Source organism: Arthrobacter humicola, assembly GCF_039531445.1.
Classification (GTDB): Bacteria; Actinomycetota; Actinomycetes; order Actinomycetales; family Micrococcaceae; genus Arthrobacter; species Arthrobacter humicola.
Window position 1 is genome coordinate 88,649 of the sequence record NZ_BAAAQB010000030.1, and the last position, 23,290, is coordinate 111,938.

The window sequence follows — 23,290 nt, forward strand, 5'->3', positions numbered from 1 at the left end:
ATGACCTACCGGACCACGTCCCGGACAAGGCAAAACGCTTTGTCTTCGTCGTCCGGTTGGGCCGGGCTCAAGAATGCAGTCAAGCAGTCCAAGGCCGTGGAGGTAACCGCCCTCAAAGAGCTGTCACTAGTGGTGGAACACGGTGAGTCTGTGGGCATCATCGGCCGGAACGGCTCTGGCAAAAGTACCCTGCTCAAGCTCGTTGGAGGCCAGGTCCCGCCCACCTCCGGTGCTGTCTATGCCACGTCCACGCCAGTGCTGCTGGGTGTTAATGCGGCGCTGTTGCCGGGCCTGTCCGGCGACGAAAACATTGTGTTGGGCTGTCTCGCCATGGGAATGTCCCGCCGTCAGATCGACGAGAAGTACGACGCCATCGTCGACTTGTCCGGCCTGGAAGATGCGATCCACATGCCGATGAAGTCCTATTCGGCCGGGATGGCATCGAGGCTGCGGTTTGCCATTGCCGCGAGTATCGATCCCGAGATCCTCATCATCGATGAGGCATTGAACACAGGCGATGCGCAGTTCAAGGACAGAACCCGTAAACGCATGATGGAATTGCTGGACCAGGCAGGCACGGTGTTTCTGGTCAGTCACAGCATGGCGACAATTTCAGATCTCTGCAATAGGGCTATTTGGATCGATCAAGGCGAATTGATTTCCGACGGAGAACCAGCTGCCGTGATCAAGTGGTATCGGTTGTTTACCCAGAAGATGGCCGCTGGCGACCGCGTTGGTGCATTGAAGCTGCGGCGCCGCATGATTCAGGATCTTGAAATCGCCGACGTCAGCGACCGAAACTCTGCTCGGCGGGCCGGAGCGTGAGGGCGAACGTCAAGACTCTGCGGAGGTTCCTGTGGCATCTCCGAGCGGGCGGCCCGCAGCAAGTGCGGCTCTGGCTGGCGCGCGAAGCGCTCGAGGCGGGCCACAGAAAGCTTGAAACCGTCCGGGGCGCCGAGGGAGCTTGGATCGGACGCGGCAAGAAGCGGCGGCTGAAATTCCAGCCCTCAGTAAGCAAGCCGCACCGAGACCCTGGGCGCCGCCGTGCGCGTGTTGGCGTAATCCTGGACGACTTCTCCTCGACGGCCTTCGGCGTCGAGTGGGAATGCGTTCCCTTGACGCCGAAGACGTGGCAGGATCAGCTCACAGAAGAACCAGTGGACTTCCTGTTCGTCGAATCAGCATGGAAGGGGAACGGGGGACTCTGGACAGGTAAGGTAACCGGCCCGGACCACACGGGGCCGTCGTTACTGCGCGAATTGACCACATGGTGCAACGAACACAATATACCGACCGTCTTTTGGAACAAGGAAGACCCTCCCCACTACGACGATTTCTTGGCGGCTGCGAAGCTGTTCGACCACGTCTTCACCAGCGATGCCAACAAATTGGACTCCTACAGGGAGGATCTGGGCCACGACCGCGTTGCGGTACTGCCGTTCGCAGCGCAGCCTGCGCTGCACAACCCGGTTAGGCCCAAGTTCGGGTGGCATGAACGGGATGTGGCGTTTGGCGGCATGTATTTCACGGAGAAGTACCCCGAACGTCGTGAACAATTGGACTTGCTGCTCACCGCGGCCGTTTCCGCGTCATCGACAATGGATACGGGCCTGGAGATTTTTTCACGGCAGATTGGTGGCGACGCGAAGTATCAGTTTCCCGAACCTTTTGCCGGCCGCGTGGTCGGAGGCCTTGAATATGCCGAAATGCTCACGGCCTACAAGGCGTACAAGACATTTCTCAATGTGAATTCCGTCGTGGATTCACCGACGATGTGCTCCAGGAGGGTATTTGAGATTGTGGCATCCGGCTCCAATCTCGTCACGACTCCCAGCCCCGCCATCGACTCATATTTTGCATCCGATGAAATCTTCAGTGTCCATACCCAGGCTGAGGCGGAAAATCTTCTGCGGGCACTCCACCGGAACCCCGAACTGGGGGATCGCCAGCTCCACCGCGGTCAGCGCCGAATATGGCGGGACCACACCTACGGCGCCCGTGCCGCGCAGGTGATGGCGGCAGTCAACCCGGAACTCGTGAATCGCAAACCGCGGGCATCGATCTCCGCACTTGTGTCCACCATTCGTCCATGGCAACTGGAGCACGTCTTTCGCACTATCGGAGGCCAAACCGGCGTCGACGTGGAACTTGTGCTCCTGCTTCATGGCTTTGAGCCTGATTTCGGGTTGTTGAACCGGCTCAAGGATCAGTTCGGCGTGGAGAACATGATCTTGTTGACAGCTGACCTCTCAGTTCCGTTGGGAGAGTGCCTCAACATGTGCGTCGCAGCCGGCTCCGGCGACGTCATGACCAAGATGGATGACGACGACTATTACGGGGTCGAGTACCTGAGCGACCAGCTCTACGCATTGGAGTACTCTGGCGCCGGTGTAGTAGGGAAACAAGCTCACTACATGTTCTTGGCCGAACAGAACGCGACTATCCTCCGGTTCCCGGAGTGGGAGCACCGCTACACACGGTCCATCATGGGGCCGACGATTTTCGGCTCGGCAGAGATATTCCACAGCACGCCATTCGCCCCTTTGGCAGGAGGCGAAGACACGCGCTTCCTCAACGACTTCACAGGGAACGGTGGCGTCATTTACTCTTCCGACCGGTTCAATTATTGCCAGCAGCGGCTGTCTAGCGGTCACACCTGGCGGGTAGGCGATGCCCAACTGCTGTCCAGCGGGACAATCAAATTTTTTGGAAACTACAGAGACGAAGTCTCTGTCTGACTAGGGGGTTCTCTATGAATACCATTGAAAAAGTAGCGGTCATTGGGCTCGGCTACATCGGCCTCCCTACGGCCGCCATCCTTGCTGGCAACGGAATCGACGTCGTCGGCGTCGACGTGAATCCCAAAACTGTCGAATCGGTCAATCGCGGCGAGGTCCCCTTCGTGGAACCCGATCTGGCGTCCTACGTAGCCGGTGCCGTGAGCCAGCAAAAGCTAAGTGCCGCCACTGAAACCCCCAAAGCACAGGCCTACATCGTGGCTGTTCCGACGCCTTTCAACCCGGACCGCACGGCGGATGTCACTTACATCAAGGCCGCAGCCCGAGGTATTGCCCCGCAGCTCGAAGGCGGCGAGCTGATCATTCTGGAATCCACGTCCCCTCCCGGCACCACTCAGCTCCTAGGCGAATACATCGTGGAACTGCGGCCCGATCTCAGCCTCGACGGGCAGGGTGGCAAGGCCATCCATGTGGCCCACTGCCCGGAGCGCGTTCTCCCCGGCCGCATCATGATCGAGCTCGTCACTAATGACCGCATCGTTGGCGGCCTGACGCCCCATGCGGCAGAGCTGGCCAGGGCCCTCTACGGTGTTTTCTGCCAGGGCGAAATCCTCGTCACCGATGCCGCTACGGCCGAAATGGCCAAGCTCGTGGAGAACTCTTACCGCGACGTGAACATCGCCTTCGCGAATGAACTTTCCGTCATCAGCGACAAGCTCGGGATTAACGTCTGGGAGCTTATTAAGCTCGCAAATCATCACCCGCGGGTGAACATTCTTCAGCCGGGTCCCGGCGTCGGCGGTCACTGCATCGCGGTTGACCCATGGTTCATTGTGGCGGCGGCGCCTGACGAAGCCCGGCTAATCCGCCAGGCCCGGGAGACCAACGACTCCAAGCCGGACTGGGTGATCCAAAAAGTCCAGGAGGCCGTGGCTGACAAGATTTCGCCGAAGATCGCCGTGCTGGGACTGGCATTCAAAGCCAACATCGACGATCTCCGCGAATCTCCCGCTGTGTCCATTGTTCAGAAGCTGAGCCTCAAGCTGGACGGAGCCGAGATCCTGGTTGTGGAGCCACACGTCGACAGCCTGCCGCGACAGTTGTCGGGCCTCCACAACGTTTCACTCGAAGAACTCGAACCATCGATTGCCGCTGCCGACGCCATCGTGCTCTTGGTCGACCACGACGTCTTCAAGGAAGTCGATCCGGCGTCTACGGCCAATAAGGCGCTCGTGGACACCCGGGGCATCTGGCAATAGAAGACCGACGGCGGCAACCACACAAGCGAGCGGACGCGAAGCGAAGTAATGAAGTATTCAGACGAAGTTGCCCAGTTGACCACGGTCCAGCTGGCGAAACGCAAACGGTACTTGCAGGACATTGACTCTGTTATTCATGACTATGAGCGGCTTCTGGCCGGAGAAGCCAGCGACCGCCAGCGGGTCGAGGCGTTGGAGAAAGACCTCCGGGCTATGCGGCGGGCCAGGGACAATGCAAAGTCCCAACTGAGCGCGGCGAACAAGAGCCGCAACGAGCTCAAGGCTGCGCTCAAGGCCCTGAGGTCGTCCAAGAGTCTCCGGCTGGGACGTGCCATCGGTGCGCCGGCCCGGTTGCTATCCAGCGCCGTTGCGGGAGCCGGGCGGCCCGGGGGAACAGACAGCTTGCTACGGAACCGGGCCGTCGGCGGAGCGCCATCGCGGACTGCGGATACGGCGCTGGGGACCGTGGTTGCGTCCGCGAGTGCTCCGGTCACGCGGCAACAGTTGCTGAGTGACTTCATGGCCACGCCGTCCCAGGCCGCTGCAATCAAATTGATTTCGCACGACTACTTCGTCATGGGATCCATTGCGGAGCCCGCCCAGTTTATTCTGCGGAATGCTGAGCTGCTGGACGAGGTCACCGGGACGGAGCTGGCACTGATCCAGAACATCCTGGGCCAGTGCGAACTTCTGAGCCGGGAACCCGCTCTTTCGCCGCGCCAACCCAACATTGGTTATCTCGCGGAGCGCAAACGGATCATGTACTGCGCCCACAGCACCGGCCATTTCAATAGCAACGGCTACTCCACGCGAACGGCCGGCGTCGTCGCCGGCCTCAAGGCCAACGGAGAGGACGTGCTCGTCGTAGCCCGCCCCGGCTATCCGTGGGATTCCAAAGTTGATGTGCCAGTTGACTCAACGGCCAGATTTGAGCGCGAGATCAACGGCGTGGCACATATCTTCAGTCCCGGACCGAGCTGGACCGCCGACCGCCTGGACTATTACCTGACCGAGGCCGTCGACGTCTATGTGCGGGAAGCCCAGCGCAATCGGGTTTCGGTCATCCACGCCGCCTCAAATTACGTCACGGCACTACCCGCGCTGATGGCCGCCCGCAGACTGGGCATACCGTTTGTGTATGAGGTGAGGGGCCTCTGGGAAATAACACAGCTGTCAAATAACCCGGAATGGGGCGAGACGGATCGCTTCAGACTCGCCGTTCAACTCGAGACCCTCGTTGCCAAAGAGGCAGATTCCGTTTTGGCCATCACGAGCCAACTGCGAGATGAATTGGTGCAACGAGGAGTCGACGCGGATTCGATTGGTCTCATGCCGAATTCGGTCGACACCGAGACGTTTACTCCTATGCCTCCCCTTGACGCATTGCGTCAAAAATTGGGACTGGAAGTTGGGACGACCGTCGTCGGTTACGCTGGCAGCCTGGTTCCCTACGAGGGCCTTGAGGACCTGCTGGAAGCCAGCAAGCTTGTTCTGGCCGAGGGGCTGGACGTCAAGGTGGTGGTGGTCGGCGACGGAGCGCAACTGCCCGAGCTGAAGCGTCACGCAGCGGAGCTCGGGATCCGCGACAATGTCATCTTCACCGGCCGTGTGGCGGCAACTGAGATCCCGGACTACGTAAGCCTGTTCGACATCATGCCTTGCCCCAGGCGGCGGCTTCCGGTGACTGAGATGGTGTCCCCGCTCAAGCCCCTCGAAGCCATGGCCAGCGCCAAAGCGTTGATCCTCAGCGACTTGGGACCCTCGAGAGATCTTGCAGGCACACGTCAGGAGCGGGCACTTCTCAGCGAGGCCGGACGGCCTGCTTCCCTTGCGGCAGCGATAAGCAGGCTGACCCAGGATGCAGAACTCCGCGCCGCGATGGGCAGACGAGCCCGGCTATGGGCCATCAACGAGCGTACGTGGAAAGCCGCGGGCAAGAGGGCTATCGACGCGCACGGCAGGGCAAGGACCGCCAACGCGGTGCCGTCTGGCCGCGGACTTCGCGAGCTGACTATCGGCATCATTTCCGACGAGTTCACGCTGGCCGGCCTGCGGGGCGAGGCTACGCTTGTTGAACTCCGCCCCGAGTCCTGGCGCGAACAGATCGCTGCCCAGCCCCTGGATGCGCTCTTCGTGGAGTCTGCCTGGGAGGGAATTGACGGACTGTGGCACCGGAAGGTCGGTTACTACGATGAGGAGTCCTTCTCAACGCTGAAGACAATCTTGGGGCACTGCAACGCAACGGGTGTACCGACGATCTTCTGGAACAAAGAGGACCCGGTTCACTTCAACCGCTTCCGGAAGACGTCCACGTACTTTGATCACGTGTTCACCACCGACGCGGATTGCATACGCAGGTACAAGGAAAATGCTGGTTCCAGGCAGAAGACGGTTGCTTCGCTTCCGTTCTATGCCCAACCGCGGCTGCATAACATTGTTCCGCCGCTCCGTCCGTACGACCACTCTGTGGCCTACGCGGGCTCCTACTATGGCGACCGGTACAAGAACCGGTCCGAAGAGCTGGCCACAATACTCGATGTCGCCAAGAACTATGGACTGTCTATTTACGACAGGCAGCATCTGAATCCGGACAGCCCGTACCGCTTCCCTGATCATCTGGGACGCTTTGTCCGGGGCGGACTTGAATATGCCGAAATGGTCGAAGCCTACAAGGCACATCCGGTGCATATCAACGTCAATTCTGTCGACGGCTCACCCACCATGTTTTCGCGGCGGGTGATGGAAGTTGCTGCGTCTGGGTCAGCCGTAATCAGCGGGACGGGCGTCGGCGTCGAGCATGTCATGAACGGACTGATTCCCGTCGTGAACGGGGCGGAAGAGGCAAATCTGCTCATCGAGGAATGGATGGGCAATGAGCCGGCCCGTGTTCGGGACGCGTGGCTGGCTTACCGGCACGTGCACCGCGCACACACGGCCGCTCACAGGCTTGCCTATGTCCTACGTACGGCGGGAATCGTCGTGCTGGCGCCCGAGCTTCCCCCTTACGCGGTCGTTGTTCCCGAACTGACAGCTGGCATCGCGTCGTTGCTGAGTCGACAGACAGTGCAACCGGCCCGCATCTACTGCACCCATACGGGCGTCCAAACGGAGTTGCCGATACAGATCGTCAGCGACAGTGACGATGCAGCACAACGCGCGGCGTCCGCGGGTATCTCATTTATCGGCAGCCCAGGAACGGGCCATTGCGACCGTACGGTGTTCGAGGACATGTTGTCTGCCGCCAGCTTCGGAAGATGGGGCTCGGTCTCCATTTCCAGCGATGACCTCCAGATCCCGGGACTTGGACTGGCCCAGCGTCGCCCCGGGAATGGATCCGGCCCGCAGCTCCGAACCCTTGACGGGTCCCAGAGCGACGGGGACTTGTGTCTTCGGCGGGAACTGGTGGTCGACCCGCCTGCGGCGATAGTCGGAACCAGTACCGGGCCTAAGAAGGTACTGATCGCGGGACACGACCTGAAATTTGCCAACGGCATAATCTCAGAGCTGGAGGAGCTTGGTCACAGTGTCACGATTGACAAGTGGCTCGACCACAACAAGCACGACGAAGCGCAGAGCCACCGATTGCTCGCCAAGGCAGACGTCATCTTCTGCGAGTGGACGCTCGGTAACGCGGTCTGGTATTCGAAAAACAAGGCATCTCACCAGCGTTTGGTGACCCGGCTGCACCTTCAAGAGATCTTCCGGCCCTATGTCAGGGAAGTCTCATTCCCTGACGTAGACGAAGTCATCTTCGTGGGGAAACATATTTTGGATGTCGCGGTTCGCGACCACGGAGTCCCTTCTCATAAGAGCAGAGTCATTCCCAACGCCGTCGATATCGAATCGCTCCATCAGGACAAGCTCGCTGGCGCAAGATTCAACTTGGGATTTGTCGGCATCGTCCCTGCCCGTAAACGTCTGGATAAAGCGCTCGAAGTCCTGAGGCTGCTGCGGATGCAGGACGATCGCTACCGGCTTTTCATCAAGGGCAAACGCCCCGAGGACTTCGCCTGGATGGTCAACAGGTCGGAAGAGATGTCTTTCTACGAGGAGCAGTATCGCAAGATTGACGCGGATCCGCTTCTTGCCGGAGCTGTGACCTTTGATCAGCAAGGTGACGACATGGCGGCTTGGTACCGCAAGATCGGTATCGTGCTGTCGGTGAGCGACTTTGAGTCCTTCCATCTGACGCTTCCCGACGGTGCCGCGTCCGGGGCCGTGCCCGCGAGCCTGGCCTGGCCTGGCGCGGATCAGATTTACCCAGCTTCTTGGCTGCACGGTGATGAGACGGAGATGGCGGAATTCATTGCGGGTCTGGACGAGGAGACTTGGAGCAATGCTGCCGAGCGCGCCCGGGACTTCGTCGCCTCGAAATTTGATGCCCGCACAATCCTTCCGGCATTGTCGAACGTCATCATCGGGGATCACCGAGGCTAACTGAAGCCCACCATCGCCAGCTTCAGTGCGGGATCCTGCCCAGACCCTCTTGCGTTTGGGCAGGATCTTTTCCCGGGTTCGAGCATCATGGGCTAATCCTGCGCGAAAACTTCGTCGCATGCTTTCTTCCATGACTCGTCCGGCAAATAGGCTGATGACGGACGCGCAAGGCGTGATCCATTTGCAATAGCTCCGGAAGGGGTTGTTGCCGCAATTGGGAACCACCAGGCATAAGAAGAAGTTCCGTCTCCATGGAGTAGGTCTAGTGAAATCACCGCGCCGCTATCTTGCGTGTCAGGCGACAAACGGCGTGCCGGCCGGACCCACGTCCAGATGGGTTAGCATTACCTCGGCTGGCGTGGCGCTCTCGGTCCTGATCTCCGTGTTGACGATGAGCCCGGCTTCGGCCGCCACTCTAAGCGAGCAAAGGGCTGCCCTGCGCCAGATCTCGTATGCGGCCGCACAGAATTACGTCGACGCGCGCCCATTCATGACACAGTTGGCCAGATCGAATGCCCTGACGGTCAAGAGCGCCATCGCTTCGGGTACCGCGTCCCTGAAGCCGGTGGGGGATGCGCTGACGGCAGCTACAACCCAATCAGCCATGGACGTCGTCGCCGTGCAGATGAAGGCCGAGGCGCTCAGGGCCTCAACGGTCCGAAAAACGGCCGAACAGCTGACGGTGCTGAAGGGTCTGCGGGCGACCCAACAAACGGTCGCAAACACAGCTCTCGATGATCTCGCAGCGGCCCGGATTACTCCGACTGCCTACGGGGCAACCAAGGACAGGACGAGTGCCTTCACCACGCAGTTGGCGGCGGACACGGCTGCCCAGCTTGGGGTGATCGGTAAACCGCTTCCGGCCGTAGACCTCAAGTCTTCGGCTTGGCTTGCCGCGATGCAGAACGCTGCGGGCACGATTCCGTCCGCTCCGGGGTGGATAGGATTCCCGGGCGGTTGCGCGTTGCCCTCTGCCAGCAGTGCATTCACGCCCGTGCTTCCGACTACCGGCCCTGGTGTAGCGACGTCTGCGAAGCTGATCGCCAACTCCAAGAGCCGTATCGGTGCGGATGCTTCGCTCGCCGCCATACATGCGCAAATGCTTCGCTCGGCTTCGTCCGAAGCTGCGACCCACTTGCAGCTGTCGGACCTGCGAACCGCCTATGTCCCCCGGGTCGCGCGACTTGGATACGGCTGGCTTTCCGGCGGGGACCAAGCGTCGCGGAACGCCTTGGCATCCGAGGCTAAACAAATCCTGGCAGCCGGGCCCGCTGGCATGAACACACTGACGTCATCCCACCTCCTGCTTGCGGCAGCAACGGCGACTGACTGGGCGAAGTCGACCGGTATGGAAGAGACAGTACTAGTGCGTTGGCTCGGCCCTCAAACATGCTTACAGGCCGACAAGGAGAACTTCGTCGATGCCCCAACCAACATCGCGGCGATCCATAACTCGGCCAACTTCATCGCGGCCGCGGTATTCCTCAAGAAGTCTCCAGCCAGGGCTGCGGCGCTGGCCAGAGAATCCCTCGTTTCCATTCAGCCGGCGCTGCACCTGATCACGGCAGATGGCGGTACCCAGGAGGGGCCCGGCTACTGGACCTACCAAAGCCGGGCGATCGCCGTTCTGTACTCGTCCCTGCCCAACGTGTATTCAGCCGTGCCGGTGGCGATGCCGTCGTTGGCGAAAGTTTCGGCCTACGCGATGAATAGTACGGACCCCACGGACCATCCGACACCGTTCGCAGATGCGGAGCCCGCTGAGCTCAGCCCATTAATGCCTGCCTGGGACGCCCACGTAAGAAACAATTCAGGAGTCGCGGCCTGGGTAGCGAAGAAGTTCAAGCAGAAACCGGATGCATACCTCATGTGGTGGGCATCGACACCGGGCAGCCTGCCAGCCAAGAAATCGGAACTGTATCCCCAAACGGGGCTTGCAGTCCTGCAGCTCCCCGGCAGCACGGCCACGCTCAAGGGAGGCGTCAACGCAGCCAATCATGCGCACCTGGATTTGGGCGTGATCTCCTTCTTCCGCCGCGGTGTTCAATGGTCAGTAGACCCGGGGGGACTGGACAACGCGCCGTCAGGTTACTATTCCGAGCCCACTCGATGGACCTACTGGAAGACGAGCACATCCTCCCACTCGACGTTGATGATGCAGGGTGTCAACCAGCCGACAACTGCGGTCGGCCAGGTAACCGAGCCCTCCGCATCGACAGCATCGGCAGACCTCCGGCAAGCTTTGCCCGGAACATCCGCGGCAACCCGTTCCATCTCTCACGGGGCGGCCTCGATGGTGATACACGATGTTGTGAGCGCCGACAAGCCCATGGATCTCGTGTGGCAGTGGGTCACGGATGCGACGGTAACCGTTGGGTCTAACCGGGCCGTACTAAATCGTGATGGGCAGACTCTCGTTCTGGCATTTACGGGCGCGCCGGCAGGTTCCGTCCTTACCGCCGTGCCGGCCCCCGAGAAAGGCCCCGATGGCCGGGCGCTAACCATCGTCAAGCTTTCAATGCCCCAGGTGCAGAACCTGAATCTTTCGGCCACAGCGTCTTGATTGTTCCCGGCAGGCCTATGGCTATGAAACGGTCAACCATCCGGTGGTAAATGGGGGCACGTCACTGTTTTCGGGGTTTCGCAGAAAGACCCTTGCCCGGTAGCGGCCCGGCGGAAGCGAACTCCACCGGAGAGTACGGCTTTCTCCGAAGGGGGTCCTGTCTACGGCGTCGGAACCGCAGAAGAGGCGACTGGCAATCTCCCAGCCGGATGGCGCGTGCACGTCCAAGTGCAAGGACGTGGAGTCGTCACCGGCGTGATGGAACAGGTGGGTTACAACACGTTCCCGGCTCCCTAGCAATTCCTGCTCTATGTTTGCGATCAGGAAAGCTCTGTAAACACTGCCAATTTCTGCGTGCGGCAATCCCGGGAGTACTGTCACCTCGACGCTTTTGCCGTGATTATCCGCGTAGTTTTTGAGCGGGAGAACATGGTTGCGATAATGGTGGTCCGCCTCGCCTACAACAATGCTGATCCTCGTTGAGTCCTCCAGGCTGTCAATCGCGTCGAACAATACCTGATCCAAGGCGCGCACTGAGTCTTCGTCGGTGTCTCCCATGATGAACCGCAGGATATTCGGGTGCGGTGTCTGGAGGAACGAACCGATCTTCACTTGAGGCGCGCCGACAACAATACGTCCGGCGCCGGCGGCTATCCCGTGGAGCATTGCTGCGCTGCCGCCCTTGGATGAGCCTGCAGTGATTAGATCCGCGGCCGTCAATCCCAGACGGTGCAGTTCGGCACGGATCAGCGATTGTGTGGCATTGAAAATGGACCGGTCGCCGTGGTCGGCCAGATAGTAGGCTCCCTGGTCCCCAAAATCATCGAGAATGTAGAGGGCGTTCGCGCCGGTCTGATCAATGGACTTCTTGTAGTTGAACGTGAAGTCTCCAGGCTGGTGTATGGCTGTGAACACAACCGCAAGCTTCCCCGAGCCCGATTGGGAGGTCGCCGGCACTGAAAGATAGTTCAGCCCGACACGGTCCCCGCTACGCTTCCACTCCGACGATGCCTCGTTGAGTCCGCGGTCCAGGTAGTTAAAGCCGGCGAGCCTAATGCGACTGTGGAGACGGGCGCTGCGTCCTGTGAAAGAAATCTTGACGACATTCGAGGGAATAGCTTCGCCAAAGCGTGGAAACCGCCAGCCAAGATATTTTGGCCGCTTTTCGCCCTTATGCACCGACACGAATGTGGGTACATCCGCGTCGAATTGAAGATCCAGCAGTTTGCGGCCGTTGTGGAACAGTTCAAAACCGTTTCCGTGAACTACTGGCTCGACCTCCGGGCCGAGATTCCACAGCAGTTCAAATGAATGTTCCCCTTGACTTTCTACGGCGTCGAGAACATCAAACTGGGGGATTCCGGCTTCCTCGCGGATGTCGATGGTTCTGCTGTGCGTCGTGTCTTTAAGACGTTGCGTCCGCCCGGTGACCCGGTAGCCGTCTTCTCGAACTTCATGCGCTTCGAGGGTGGTCAGGTGGCTGGACTCGTCGGTGCGGGGCAGCGATACACCATCGACCACAAGGCAATTGTGAGCATAGGAGGAGTAGCCAAACTTGGTCAGCGGATCCTTGTAATCGTAGCCATAAGCGCCGGCTTCGGAGAGTAGATCCACTCCGTCGCTGCGCAGAAATAGACTCAAATCGTCGGAGTGCTTGTGATAATTTGCGTTGTAGGCAGCAGAAAAGAACGCAAAAGTTGCATTCGGATCGCCCCAAGCACTTCGATAGATCGCATAGCCTGAATCCGGGAGGACCATGGTCCTTTGTTGAGGTTTGGATCCTAATTTGCCGGCCGACGCTGCATAAGCAAATTCTTCGCTGTTAAAGATATTCTGCCGGGCGGCCCGTGTTTCCAATTGCTGGGTCGTGTCACTGACCGGTGGGTACATGCCGTTCGGCATGAGTGCGTGAGTCGCATACCCTGTTGCAGTTGAGAGGAGGCGGCGATAATACCCGGCGTCCTCGTGGTTGACCTTCGAAAGAATTTCCAGGACCCCATGCACGTGTTTGCACACCATAAGGTGGTATGTCGGCGTGTTTTCTAGGTGCACCCCGTCGGCATTGAACGACGAAGAGAAGTAGGCGTGGAGGCGCCGTGTCGATACGTCAAAATATCGCTGGCGATCCGCATCAGGTGTTTCCTCGCACATCACGCTGAAGTAAAGAAGCGCGAGATCCTGGAACATGCCATGGTTATTGCCGCTGGCATGGAATTCGTCAGAGGCAAGAAGTTCCGCTGTATTCACGGCCAGGTCAGTTAGCCAGATGTAGTCTTCCGCGTTCACAAGGTCATCGAGCTGGTGAATTAGTGCAGTTAACTGGATCAGTCGCTGAGCCGTCGTTTCGTCGTGGTGGGAGACAGCAGGGATTTTGGTTCCATCCGCGTACTCGCTGGCCCACGCCCGGACAATCCCGATTGCGGCCTCCGCGGCAGACTGGCTAACTTCTGCATCACGGAGCACGGTACCGTGCCAATCCGAAAAGAAAAGGAAGCCGTGGACAAATCTGGCCTGCGACCTCTTGGTCGAGTCAGCCCAGATCTCACCACCGTTGTAGTCGAGTACCCCAAATCTTGCGCTGACGATCTCGCCCTGGCGCTGCAGCCGCTCGGCTCGCGATCGGGAGGCTTCATCGGATCCTTGGGGCAATTGACGGGCAACCGCTTCCTTCATCACCTCGAAATTGATCGACCGCACCATCGGTTCTCCAGTCTTCTACTGCGCTTTGATACACGAAATTCCGTCACCGGCCCAGCGATTAGCCGTTCCGTCACAAGCCGAATTCGGCAATTCGGTCGCCGAGATTAAGCATGTGCTCCAAGGCTGCGATGGTTCGTTCGGCCGCTTTCCCGTCGCCGTAAGGGTTTACCGCATTGGCCATGGAATCGTAATGGTCTTGATCCTGCAGGAGGCGTGAGACCTCGCTGACGATTCGTTCCTCGTCGGTGCCGATTAGCGCAACCGTTCCAGCTTCGAGGGCTTCCGGGCGCTCCGTGTTATCCCGCATGACCAGAACGGGCTTGCCAAGGCTCGGAGCCTCTTCCTGGACGCCGCCTGAATCCGTCAAGACGACGTGGGCCAGGGAGAGCATCCGCGTAAATTCGCCGTAGGCCAAGGGTTCGGTCACCATGACGTTGGACAGGCCCTCGAGTGCCGGCAGGACGGCTTCACGTACCACGGGATTCTTGTGGGCGGGCAAAACGATAACCAGTTCCGGATCAGAAGCCGCGATCCGGGCCAGTGCCCTTCCCACGCCTCGCATGGCATCACCCTGGTTCTCGCGGCGGTGGGTCGTCACCAAAAGGATCCTCCGGCCGCTGGCAGCGAGGTCCTCAAGCTGCGGATCGGTGAAAGCGATCTGCTTGTCCACGGTGGTGAGCAGAGCATCGATGACGGTGTTGCCGGTAACGACGATATTGTCCGTATTCACTCCCTCGGCCAGCAGGTTAGCCTTGCTCGTCCCAGTCGGCGCCAGGTGCAGACTGGCGATCTGGCTGGTGATCTTGCGGTTTGCCTCTTCCGGGAACGGCGAAAAAAGGTCTCCACTGCGCAGCCCCGCCTCAACGTGCACCACCGGAATGCCGTGGTAAAACGCAGCGATCGCTCCGGCCGTGGAAGTAGTCGTGTCGCCCTGGACAATCACTGCGTCCGGCTTGTTCTCGGCGAAGAGCCTGTCGAGACCGTCAATGGTACGGGTCATGATCGCGGACAGGGACTGGCGTTGCTGGAGAATGTTGAGGTCGTGGTCCGGCACGATGCCGAAGAGTTCGTTGACCTGGTCGAGCATTTCGCGATGCTGCCCGGTCACCGTCACGACACAATCGAAATGATCAGATTGTTGCAGGGCAGCAACGATAGGTGCCATCTTGATGGCCTCCGGCCGGGTCCCGAAAATCGGCATGATGCTGGGCATCGAAAGTCCCCCAAGGAATCGTGAGTTGGTTTGCCACTGAATCTTACGCGACTGTGTTGCCGGGCCGTGAACTCGGACTACAGCCGGGGACCATCAACGGGCGAAGATCAGTGCCAAGACCAGGGCAGGTATGCTGAGCGCGACCAGAATCGCGATGACGAGCGCCACGATGCGTTTTCGTTGCCGTGATACTTCTGCCGACTTAGGCTTCTGGCGGACGGCGGCTGGACTGCCGCTTCTGACACTCTCAGGTGCCGAGCCCTCCGTCGGCCGCGTGGGAGCCGCCGCGGGTTCGGTCGCCAGCGGCAGGGGTTCCGCGCCCGGGACCAGCAAGGTGTCTGGGATTTCCGTATGGAAAGCCCGGCGGCGCAAGTGCCGCGGCGTGGCGACTAGCGGGGGAGTGCCCTCGACAGGGTTCTCCAACGTATCGTCCTCCTCGCCTCAATAAACCGTCCATCAGGCGCACGGCTTGGACCTGATGAGGTTCAATTGTTACATTTCCGCCCGCTGATTGGCGCATTCCGGCCAGAAGGTGGCATCGATCAGGCCTCCCGTTTCGATGACAAACCGCCGGATCCAGTGGATGAAATCCAGATCCGGGTGTGAGGCAACCATCTGGATGTCCGCCGTCGTGCATTGTTCGATCAGGCGACCGGCGCGGGTGACGTGATAACTGGACGTCACCACGGTGACGGACTTCCAGCCGTTGGCCTCTATCAGCCGGGAGATGGCACGGGCCTCGCCCCGCGTGTCCAGGTCCGGCGGCCTGAAGCAGACGACGTCCGGGTTGGGGAAGGCGGCTGCATTGCACGCCTCGTCCGCCGCCCGGTTGCCCAAGGTGTCCGTGTGCGAGATCACCAGGACCGGGATGTGGAATTCGGCCTGGAACTGGCGGGCCACGGGAAGGCGCTCGGAGGCTGCGCCGCCCAGCATGATGACCGCGTCCGTCCGGTGAACGCTGAGCGGATCCACGTTGACGAACATCTGGACGGCAATGATCAGCAACAGTAGGAGGCTTCCGACGGCGAAGGCAAGCACCCTGCGGGTGGCGGTATTCACCGCGGCGACGGAAGGAGGCACGGCTAAGAGTTTGGCACGCGGTTTTCAGGTGGCGAAATGGTGCGCCACTACTGCGCAAAAACTTGCAAAGAAAAATGCGTGATGCAGTTGTGATTTTTGGGATCAAAGCTAGTGGAGTGACAGGCGTGAATTGGCGTTTATGCTATAGGCACCTTACGTCGCTCCCACCACAAGGTCTCCACCTGCGGTCTCACACCTAAGCGAGCAATCTTGCGAAAACTGAACATAGCGGCCACAGTGATTGCCGCCGTGATGCTGGCAGCAGCGTTGCCCCAGGCGGCTGTAGCCGCGGTCGCCACGCAGATTGACGCGGCAGCTCCAACTGCCGTCGCCGCAGTCGCGGACCCCAGCCCGGCGCCGGGAGTGGACGACTTTGTGCGCCCGGAGCCCCCCGCGGGCCGCGCGAAGTCCGAATACACCTACGTGAGCGCGCCGCTCGCGGGCACCATGAAAACCACCCTCGTGACCGTGCAGCTGGCCGACAAGACTGCAGCCGAAACGGACGCCGCGGTGCCGATGGCCGCCGCGAAAGCCTCCCTCAGCGCCGCCAACCGCTATTGGGCCGCCGCCACGGCGGGCCGCGTGGACATTGCACTGAGCTCCTCACGCCTGCTTCATAAGTCAGCGGCGACATCCACCCAGTCGCCGTCGCAGATCGTGGACACCGTCTCCCAGGAGCTGGGCTGGACGCAGAGCTCCTACACGGCACTGGTGATCTTCATCCCCGGTTCCTATCTCACCAATGGCGCCGCGGGCATGACCTACAGCAACGGCAACATTGGTGGCCGCATCCTCATGCCGCAGAACAGCCGGCTCTCCACTCCGGTGCTGACACACGAATTCGGGCATGCCCTGGGCATGGACCACGCCAACAGCCTGCTGTGCGGCAGCGGCGCCATGGACGTGGCAGCCGGGCCGTTCGCCGGGTTTGCGGATCCCTCCTGCAGCATCAAGCCCTACGGCGACAACCTGGACCTGATGGGCATCTCGCACTGGGACATCATGCCGGAGATCAGCGCCAGCTTCTGGGAAATGGGCCGGTTCGGCAACGGCAACGAGATCGCCAACCTTGGCACAGTGTCTACCCCACGGACGGTGACCCTCACACCGTGGGCCGGAACCGGTGCCAACCGGGCGGCAAAGTTCACGGACCCTAAATCCGGCGAAGTCTATTTCCTGGAACTCCGGGCCCCGGTGGGGTACGACGCCGTCGTCGCGCAAAACGGAAACCGCGGTGTGAAAATCACCCAGCAGGGTGGCGGCAACTCCTCGATCCTGCTGCCGCCCGATACCCGTGCGACCGCCTTTAACGGCTACTACAGCAACACCCAGGCCTGGCAGGCCGGACAGACCTTTAGCACCCACGCGGGCACCAAGGTGAGCATCGATTCCGTCAGCGACACCGCTGCCACCGTGACCATCCGACCGCCCGGAGCGCCCGCCGTGGGCTACGTCGAGTCCTTGGCCATCAACCGCTCCGGCGCCAAGGCCAGCCTCGACATCGCCGGCTGGGCGTACGACGCCGCTCAGCCTTCAGCATCGTCCACGGTCCAGATCTTCGTGACCCCGCCCGGCGGTGCCGCAACGGGCTACGCCGTGGCAGCCAACCAGGCCCGCGCCGACGTCAACAAGGTCATGCAGGTCACCGGCAACCACGGGTTCACCCGGTCCTTCAATCTCACCGCTGCCGGGGTATACAAGGTCTGCGTGACCGCCGTGGGCAGTTCTGAGAACGCGGACCTGGGCTGCCAGTCACTGACCCTTGCCGCGACAGCACCCACGGCCGGCTATCTCGAGTCCCTGACGCTCACCAAGGCCAGCGGGATCACGGTGCTGCGCGCCGCCGGCTGGAGCTATGATCCCGGGACGCCTGCCGCGTCCATTCCCGTCCACCTCTACGTGACGGATCCGGCGGGGAAGACGACGTCCCAGGCCATCACCGCCAATAAGAGCCGCTCAGACGTCAACCTGGTGATGGGCGTGACTGGAAGCCACGGTTTCACCACAGACATCCCGGTGACGCTGAGCGGTGAGTACAAGGTGTGCGCCTACGGCTTGGCTGTCAGCCCGTTCAGCCAAGGCAACAGCCTGCTGGGCTGCAAATACCTGACGCCACGGGCAACACCGGCGCCGGCCGGCTACTTGGAGAGCACAGTTGCCAAGACGGACGCGACAACCGCGACGATCACTGCGACCGGGTGGACCCTGGATCCCGGAACTCCGGCGGCCTCCATCCCGGTCCACCTCTACGTCACCGACCCAGGCGGAGTGACCACCGGGTCCGCCTACACCGCCAACCAGGCCCGAGCGGACGTCAACCAGGTTATGGGTACCACCGGAAACCACGGTTATAAGGTGGCGCTGCCGGTCAAGGCGCCAGGCGACTACAAGATCTGTGCCTACGGTCTGGCCGTCAGCGTCTTCCCGCTGGGTAACAGCTTCCTGGGCTGCTCGACGGTGCGTGTCGCAGCCACTCCCGCACCCATCGGATACTTGGAGTCCCTCAAGGTCCAGCTTGGCGGAACGGGATCCGCACTGGTGGCGAGCGGCTGGGGCATGGACCCGGGCATGACGCAGGCGAGCATTCCCGTCCACCTGTACGTCACGTCCCCAGACGGCACCACCAAGGGAACGGCCTACGTGGCCAACCAGTACAGGGCAGACGTGAACTCGGTGTTCCAGGTCTCCGGCAACCACGGTTACCGGGTTGTCATGCCGGTCACCAAACGCGGCACGTACACCGTGTGCGCGTGGGGGCTGGGCGTAGCGGGGATGTCGACGGGCAATACCCAGTTTGGTTGCCTCAAGACGACCTTCTAGCAGGCGCGGGGCAGCGACTGTACGGACCGGCGCCGCCGTTCGGCGGTGTCAGCCCGTCGCGGTAGCGTAGGGCTGTGCCTGAAACTCCCGCGCCCGAATCACCCGTGCCTGTAACTTCCGTGTCCGACCTTCCCGCGCCCGAACCCTTGCCGGCCGACGCCGGCCTGACCGTCGCCGGGCTCTCGGAGTCGCAGCTGCTGGAGCGCATCTTCCCGCGGCTCATTGTTCCGGAGCCCGCCGGCGGGCCGGAGGCGCCCACGTCCTTGCTGCTCGGGCCGGGGGATGACGCCGCGATTGTCGCGGCGCCGGACGGGCGGACGATCCTGAGCATCGACACCCAGGTGGCTGACCAGGACTTCCGGCTGCAATGGAACAACGGCTACCGGACCAGCGGGTACGACGTCGGCTGGAAGGCCGCCGCGCAAAACCTCAGCGACATCAACGCCATGGGTGCCCGGTCCACGTCCCTTGTGGTGAGCCTGACCATGCCGCCGGAAACCCCGGTGTCCTGGGTGGAAGATTTCGCGGACGGCCTCACCGCCGGCATCCGGGAGCTGGGCGCTCGCGGCTGCACGGTGGCTGGCGGGGACCTGGGCCGCGGCCGCGAACTGGCGGTCAGCGTGGCGATCGTGGGCACCCTGGACGGCAAGGAGCCGGTCCTGCGCTCCGGGGCCCGGCCGGGGGACACGGTGGCCCTGGCCGGAACGGTGGGCCGCGCCGCCGCCGGTCTGGCGCTGCTGGAATCGGAGATCAGCGTCGTGGAGCTGACGGCCGCACAGCGAGCCCTCATGGACACCCAGTGCCGGCCGCTGCCGCCGCTCGCCGCGGGCCCTGCGGCCCGTGACGCCGGCGCGTCGGCCATGATGGACATTTCGGACGGCCTGGTCCGCGACGGCAACCGCATGGCCGCGGCCAGCCATGCCGTGCTGAACCTGGACGCCGCCGCACTGAAGGAACTCGCTGTTCCGCTGCTGCCGGCCTCGGAGCTGCTGGGGGCAGACCCGATGCCTTGGGTCCTGGGCGGGGGCGAAGACCACGGGCTGTTGGCCACATTCCCCGCGGGGGTTCAGCTCCCTGCCGGTTTCACTGCGATAGGCTCGGTAGAGACCCCTGCACCAACTGAAAGCACGGGAGTAAAGATCGCGGGCAGGCCCGCTGACGCTGTGGGATGGGATCACTTTGCAGACTAAAATTGCCGCCAACGCGCAAGCGATGAAGCGGTGGTTGAGCAAGGCGGAGACAACGCTCGGAAACCACAGCGACCGCCTGAACGCCATCAACATCTTTCCCGTGGCCGACGGCGACACCGGCACCAACCTCTACCTGACCGCCCGGGCTGCGGCCCGTGCCGCTGACCCCGCCCAGCCCGACGTCGGCGCCGTCCTGGCGCAGGCCGGCCAGGCGGCCATGGAACAGGCCCGCGGCAACTCGGGAACACTGTTTGCCGTGTTCCTCTGTGCCGCCGCCGAACCGTTGGCCGGACACACCCGGATCAGCTCGCCGCTGCTGGCTGCGGCCCTGAACCGGGCCCAGCTCCGGGCCTGGTCCGCGCTGAGTGATCCCGTGCCCGGCACCATGCTCTCCGTGATGGAAGCCGCTGCCCGCGCCGTGGCCGCCGTGGACTCCGCGCACGACGGCGATGACAGCAACCAGACCCTCGGCCTGGCCCTGGACGCCGCCGTCGAGGCAGCCCTGGCCGCCGTGGTGCACACGGAGGACCAGCTCGCTGCCCTGCACGCCGCCCATGTGGTGGACGCCGGCGGCGTGGGCATGCTCCTGATCCTGGACTGCCTCCGCTCCGCCGTGCTGGGCGAGGAGCTTCAGAGCGAACTGCTGGACGGCCTGCACGGCTACGACGTCCAGGATCCGCACATCCACGTCGGCATGCCCCGCGACGACGGCGTCGAACTCATGTGCACCATCTCCCTGTCCCCGCTGGACGCCGCCATGATGCGGCAGCGGCTCGACGAAATGGGCGACTCCGTGATCATGAGCCAGGTGGGCGGCGCCGTGGATGCTGCCGGGCACTACCGCTGGCGCGTCCACGTCCACGTCCTGGATGCCGAACCTGCCGTTGCGCTGATCCGATCCCTGGGCGAGCCCACGGACATCTCCGTGAGCGAGCTCGCCCTGCCGCGCGACCCGGAGACGGAGGCCGCCGTCACCGCTGCCGCCGTGGCCCCGGTCCTGGCCGCTGAAACCCGAAACCCCGACGGATATGCACGCTGAACTTGAACTGGGCCTGGAACGCCGGATCGGTAAGCGCTCCGCGGCTGTCATCGAAAAGCACCTCGGCATCACCACCGTCGGCGGGCTCCTGAACTACTTCCCGCGCCGCTATCTCAGCCGCGGCGAGCTGACACCCATCAGCGAGGTCCCGCTGGATGAGGAAGTGACCCTGATCGCCCGGGTGATCTCCAACAGCACCCGGGCCATGCGCGCCCGGCGCGGTTCACTCACCGACGTCGTGATTTCCGACGACGCCGGGACCGCCGGTTCCGGACGGGCCGGCGGCGGACTGCCGGGCACGCTCAAGGTCAGCTTCTTCAACGGGTTCCGGGCCAAGGCCGAGCTCCAACCGGGCCGGCGCGCCATGTTTTCCGGCAAGGTCACGCGCTACGGCGGCTCCCTGGGCCTGACCAACCCCGATTTCCTGCTGCTCGACGAGGACCCCGACACCCCGGGCCTGGACCCGGAGAAGCTCGCGGCCATGCCGATCCCGGTGTACCCGGCCACGGCGAAACTCACGAGCTGGTCCATCCAGAAGGTCATCTCGACCCTGCTGGACACCCTCGAGCTCGAGGCCCTCGGCGACCCGCTGCCCGCGGAGATCGCGGCGCGGGAGAAATTCCTGCCGGTCGCGGACGCCTACCGGCTGATCCACACACCGCAAACCCCGGCCGACTGGCAGCGCGCCCGGGACCGCTTCCGCTACCAGGAAGCCCTGGTCCTCCAGTCGGCCCTGGCCCGCCGCCGGGCCCAGCTGGCCGCCGAGGAAGCGACGGCCCGGCGCCCGGCACCGGACGGGCTGCTGCCGGCTTTCGACCGCCAGCTGCCGTTCACGCTGACCGCCGGGCAGGCCGCCGTCGGCAAGACGCTCTCCGAGGAGCTCGCGCAGGACTCGCCGATGAACCGGCTGCTCCAGGGCGAGGTGGGTTCGGGCAAGACCATCGTGGCCCTGCGCGCCATGCTGCAGGTGGTGGACGCCGGGGGTCAGGCGGCCCTGCTGGCCCCCACGGAAGTCCTTGCCGCCCAGCACTACGAATCCATCCGGCGCACGCTCGGACCGCTCTCCCGGGACGGGATGCTCGGCGGGTTCGGTCCGGACGCCGTCCAGGTCACGCTCCTCACCGGCTCCATGCCCACCGCGGCGCGGAAGCAGGCCATGCTCGACGCGGCCTCCGGGACAGCCGGAATCGTGATAGGCACCCACGCCCTGCTCAGCGAGACCGTGTCCTTCTACGACCTCGGACTGATCGTGGTGGACGAACAGCACCGTTTCGGCGTCGAGCAGCGCGACGCCCTCCGGGCCAAGGCGAGCAAACCCCCGCACCTGCTGGTCATGACCGCCACTCCGATTCCCCGGACCGTGGCCATGACCGTATTCGGGGACCTCGAAACCTCGGTCCTGGACGAACTCCCCGCGGGCCGCGCGCCGATCTCCACCCACGTGGTGGGGCTCGCCGAGCACCCGGCCTGGGCCGGCCGCATCTGGTCCCGCTCGCGGGAGGAGATCGACGCCGGCCACCAGGTCTACGTGGTGTGCCCCAAGATCGGCGAGGACGACGACGGCGACTTCACCCCGGGCGAGGCCGAACCGTCCGCCGCGGACCTGGAAGGCGAGAACGGCGCGCGGGAGCTCGCCTCCGTCACCGGCGTCGTGGAACACCTCCGGGACGAGCCGGCCCTGGCCGGGGTGCCGGTCGCGCCACTGCACGGCCGGCAGGACCCCGCCCTGAAGTCCGAGACCATGGCCTCCTTCACAGCCAACCGGACCAAGCTGCTGGTTTCCACCACCGTGATCGAGGTCGGCGTGGACGTGCACAACGCCACGCTCATGGTGATCCTGGACGCGGACCGTTTTGGCATCTCCCAGCTCCACCAGTTGCGGGGCCGGGTGGGCCGCGGCGGCCTGCCCGGGACCTGCCTGCTGGTCACCACCCTGGAGCCGGGTCATCCGAGCCGCCGCCGGCTGGACGCCGTGGCGGCCACCACGGACGGCTTTGAGCTCTCCCAGGAGGACCTCAAACTGCGCCGGGAGGGCGACATCCTGGGCGCCTCGCAGTCCGGCGGGCGCTCCACACTGAAACTGTTGCGCGTGCTCGAACACGAGGACGTGATTGCCCGGGCCCGGCAGGACGCCCAGCGGATCGTGGCCGCCGATCCCACGCTGGCGGGCCAGCCCTTGCTCGCCGCGGCCATCGACGAATACTTGAACCCCGAGAAGGAGGCGTTCCTTGAACGCGGCTAGCACCACGAG

At 62.7% G+C, this 23,290-nt stretch carries 12 protein-coding genes; 9 read left to right on the top strand and 3 right to left on the bottom strand.

All coding sequences use genetic code 11. The features are described 5' to 3' along the window. From ABD243_RS11250 to ABD243_RS11270, 5 genes are all read left to right on the top strand, one after another. Entirely contained in the window at positions 1 to 825 is an 825-nt protein-coding gene (locus ABD243_RS11250; RefSeq protein ID WP_425547183.1) for an ABC transporter ATP-binding protein, read from the top strand. Positions 826 to 887: 62 nt separating this feature from the next. Beyond that, positions 888 to 2,738: a CgeB family protein gene (locus ABD243_RS11255; RefSeq protein WP_344365493.1), complete on the top strand. Its 1,851-nt coding sequence runs from the start codon at positions 888 to 890 to the stop codon at positions 2,736 to 2,738. 14 nt (positions 2,739 to 2,752) lie between these two features. Then, positions 2,753 to 3,997 (top strand): UDP-N-acetyl-D-mannosamine dehydrogenase, encoded by a 1,245-nt coding sequence (gene wecC / locus ABD243_RS11260; RefSeq protein ID WP_344365495.1) that lies wholly within the window; start codon positions 2,753 to 2,755, stop codon positions 3,995 to 3,997. 48 nt (positions 3,998 to 4,045) lie between these two features. After that, a complete protein-coding gene (locus ABD243_RS11265) occupies positions 4,046 to 8,434 on the top strand; it encodes a glycosyltransferase (protein WP_344365497.1) in 4,389 nt (1,462 codons plus the stop codon). Positions 8,435 to 8,792: 358 nt separating this feature from the next. After that, on the top strand, positions 8,793 to 10,997 hold the full coding sequence (locus ABD243_RS11270) for a heparinase II/III domain-containing protein (RefSeq protein ID WP_344365499.1): 2,205 nt from the start codon (positions 8,793 to 8,795) through the stop codon (positions 10,995 to 10,997). Between the two features lie 21 nt (positions 10,998 to 11,018). Here the strand turns inward: ABD243_RS11270 and ABD243_RS11275 are convergent, their stop codons facing one another. The 3 genes from ABD243_RS11275 to ABD243_RS11285 form a co-directional block, all read right to left on the bottom strand. Further along, a complete protein-coding gene (locus ABD243_RS11275) occupies positions 11,019 to 13,697 on the bottom strand; it encodes a heparinase II/III domain-containing protein (RefSeq protein ID WP_344365521.1) in 2,679 nt (892 codons plus the stop codon). A gap of 70 nt (positions 13,698 to 13,767) precedes the next feature. After that, positions 13,768 to 14,910, bottom strand: a complete 1,143-nt coding sequence (gene wecB / locus ABD243_RS11280; protein ID WP_344365523.1) for a non-hydrolyzing UDP-N-acetylglucosamine 2-epimerase — start codon at positions 14,908 to 14,910, stop codon at positions 13,768 to 13,770. Between the two features lie 492 nt (positions 14,911 to 15,402). Next, on the bottom strand, positions 15,403 to 15,990 hold the full coding sequence (locus tag ABD243_RS11285; protein ID WP_344365525.1) for a YdcF family protein: 588 nt from the start codon (positions 15,988 to 15,990) through the stop codon (positions 15,403 to 15,405). 210 nt (positions 15,991 to 16,200) lie between these two features. On the opposite strand from ABD243_RS11285, the gene ABD243_RS11290 reads away from it, so the two are divergent. The 4 genes from ABD243_RS11290 (at position 16,201) to ABD243_RS11305 (ending at position 23,281) form a co-directional block, all read left to right on the top strand. After that, positions 16,201 to 18,810 carry a zinc metalloprotease gene (locus tag ABD243_RS11290; RefSeq protein WP_344365527.1) on the top strand — a complete coding sequence of 870 codons (2,610 nt, stop codon included), beginning with the start codon at positions 16,201 to 16,203 and terminating at the stop codon, positions 18,808 to 18,810. 119 nt (positions 18,811 to 18,929) lie between these two features. Further along, entirely contained in the window at positions 18,930 to 20,000 is a 1,071-nt protein-coding gene (gene thiL, locus ABD243_RS11295; protein WP_425547184.1) for a thiamine-phosphate kinase, read from the top strand. Positions 20,001 to 20,022: 22 nt separating this feature from the next. Beyond that, complete coding sequence (locus tag ABD243_RS11300; protein ID WP_344365599.1) at positions 20,023 to 21,039, top strand: DAK2 domain-containing protein; 1,017 nt, start codon at positions 20,023 to 20,025, stop codon at positions 21,037 to 21,039. After that, positions 21,029 to 23,281, top strand: a complete 2,253-nt coding sequence (locus tag ABD243_RS11305) for an ATP-dependent DNA helicase RecG (RefSeq protein ID WP_344365529.1) — start codon at positions 21,029 to 21,031, stop codon at positions 23,279 to 23,281. The genes ABD243_RS11300 and ABD243_RS11305 overlap by 11 nt, the downstream gene beginning before the upstream one ends. Positions 23,282 to 23,290 lie beyond the last annotated feature (9 nt).

Bases quoted from the DNA above. Each gene is read 5' to 3' on its own strand.
- ABD243_RS11250 (WP_425547183.1), top strand. From the start codon at position 1: ATGACCTACCGGACCACGTCCCGGACAAGGCAAAACGCTTTGTCTTCG.
- wecC (WP_344365495.1), top strand. From the start codon at position 2,753: ATGAATACCATTGAAAAAGTAGCGGTCATTGGGCTCGGCTACATCGGC.
- ABD243_RS11265 (WP_344365497.1), top strand. From the start codon at position 4,046: ATGAAGTATTCAGACGAAGTTGCCCAGTTGACCACGGTCCAGCTGGCG.
- ABD243_RS11275 (WP_344365521.1), bottom strand. From the start codon at position 13,697: ATGGTGCGGTCGATCAATTTCGAGGTGATGAAGGAAGCGGTTGCCCGT.
- wecB (WP_344365523.1), bottom strand. From the start codon at position 14,910: ATGCCCAGCATCATGCCGATTTTCGGGACCCGGCCGGAGGCCATCAAG.
- ABD243_RS11300 (WP_344365599.1), top strand. From the start codon at position 20,023: ATGAAGCGGTGGTTGAGCAAGGCGGAGACAACGCTCGGAAACCACAGC.
- ABD243_RS11305 (WP_344365529.1), top strand. From the start codon at position 21,029: ATGCACGCTGAACTTGAACTGGGCCTGGAACGCCGGATCGGTAAGCGC.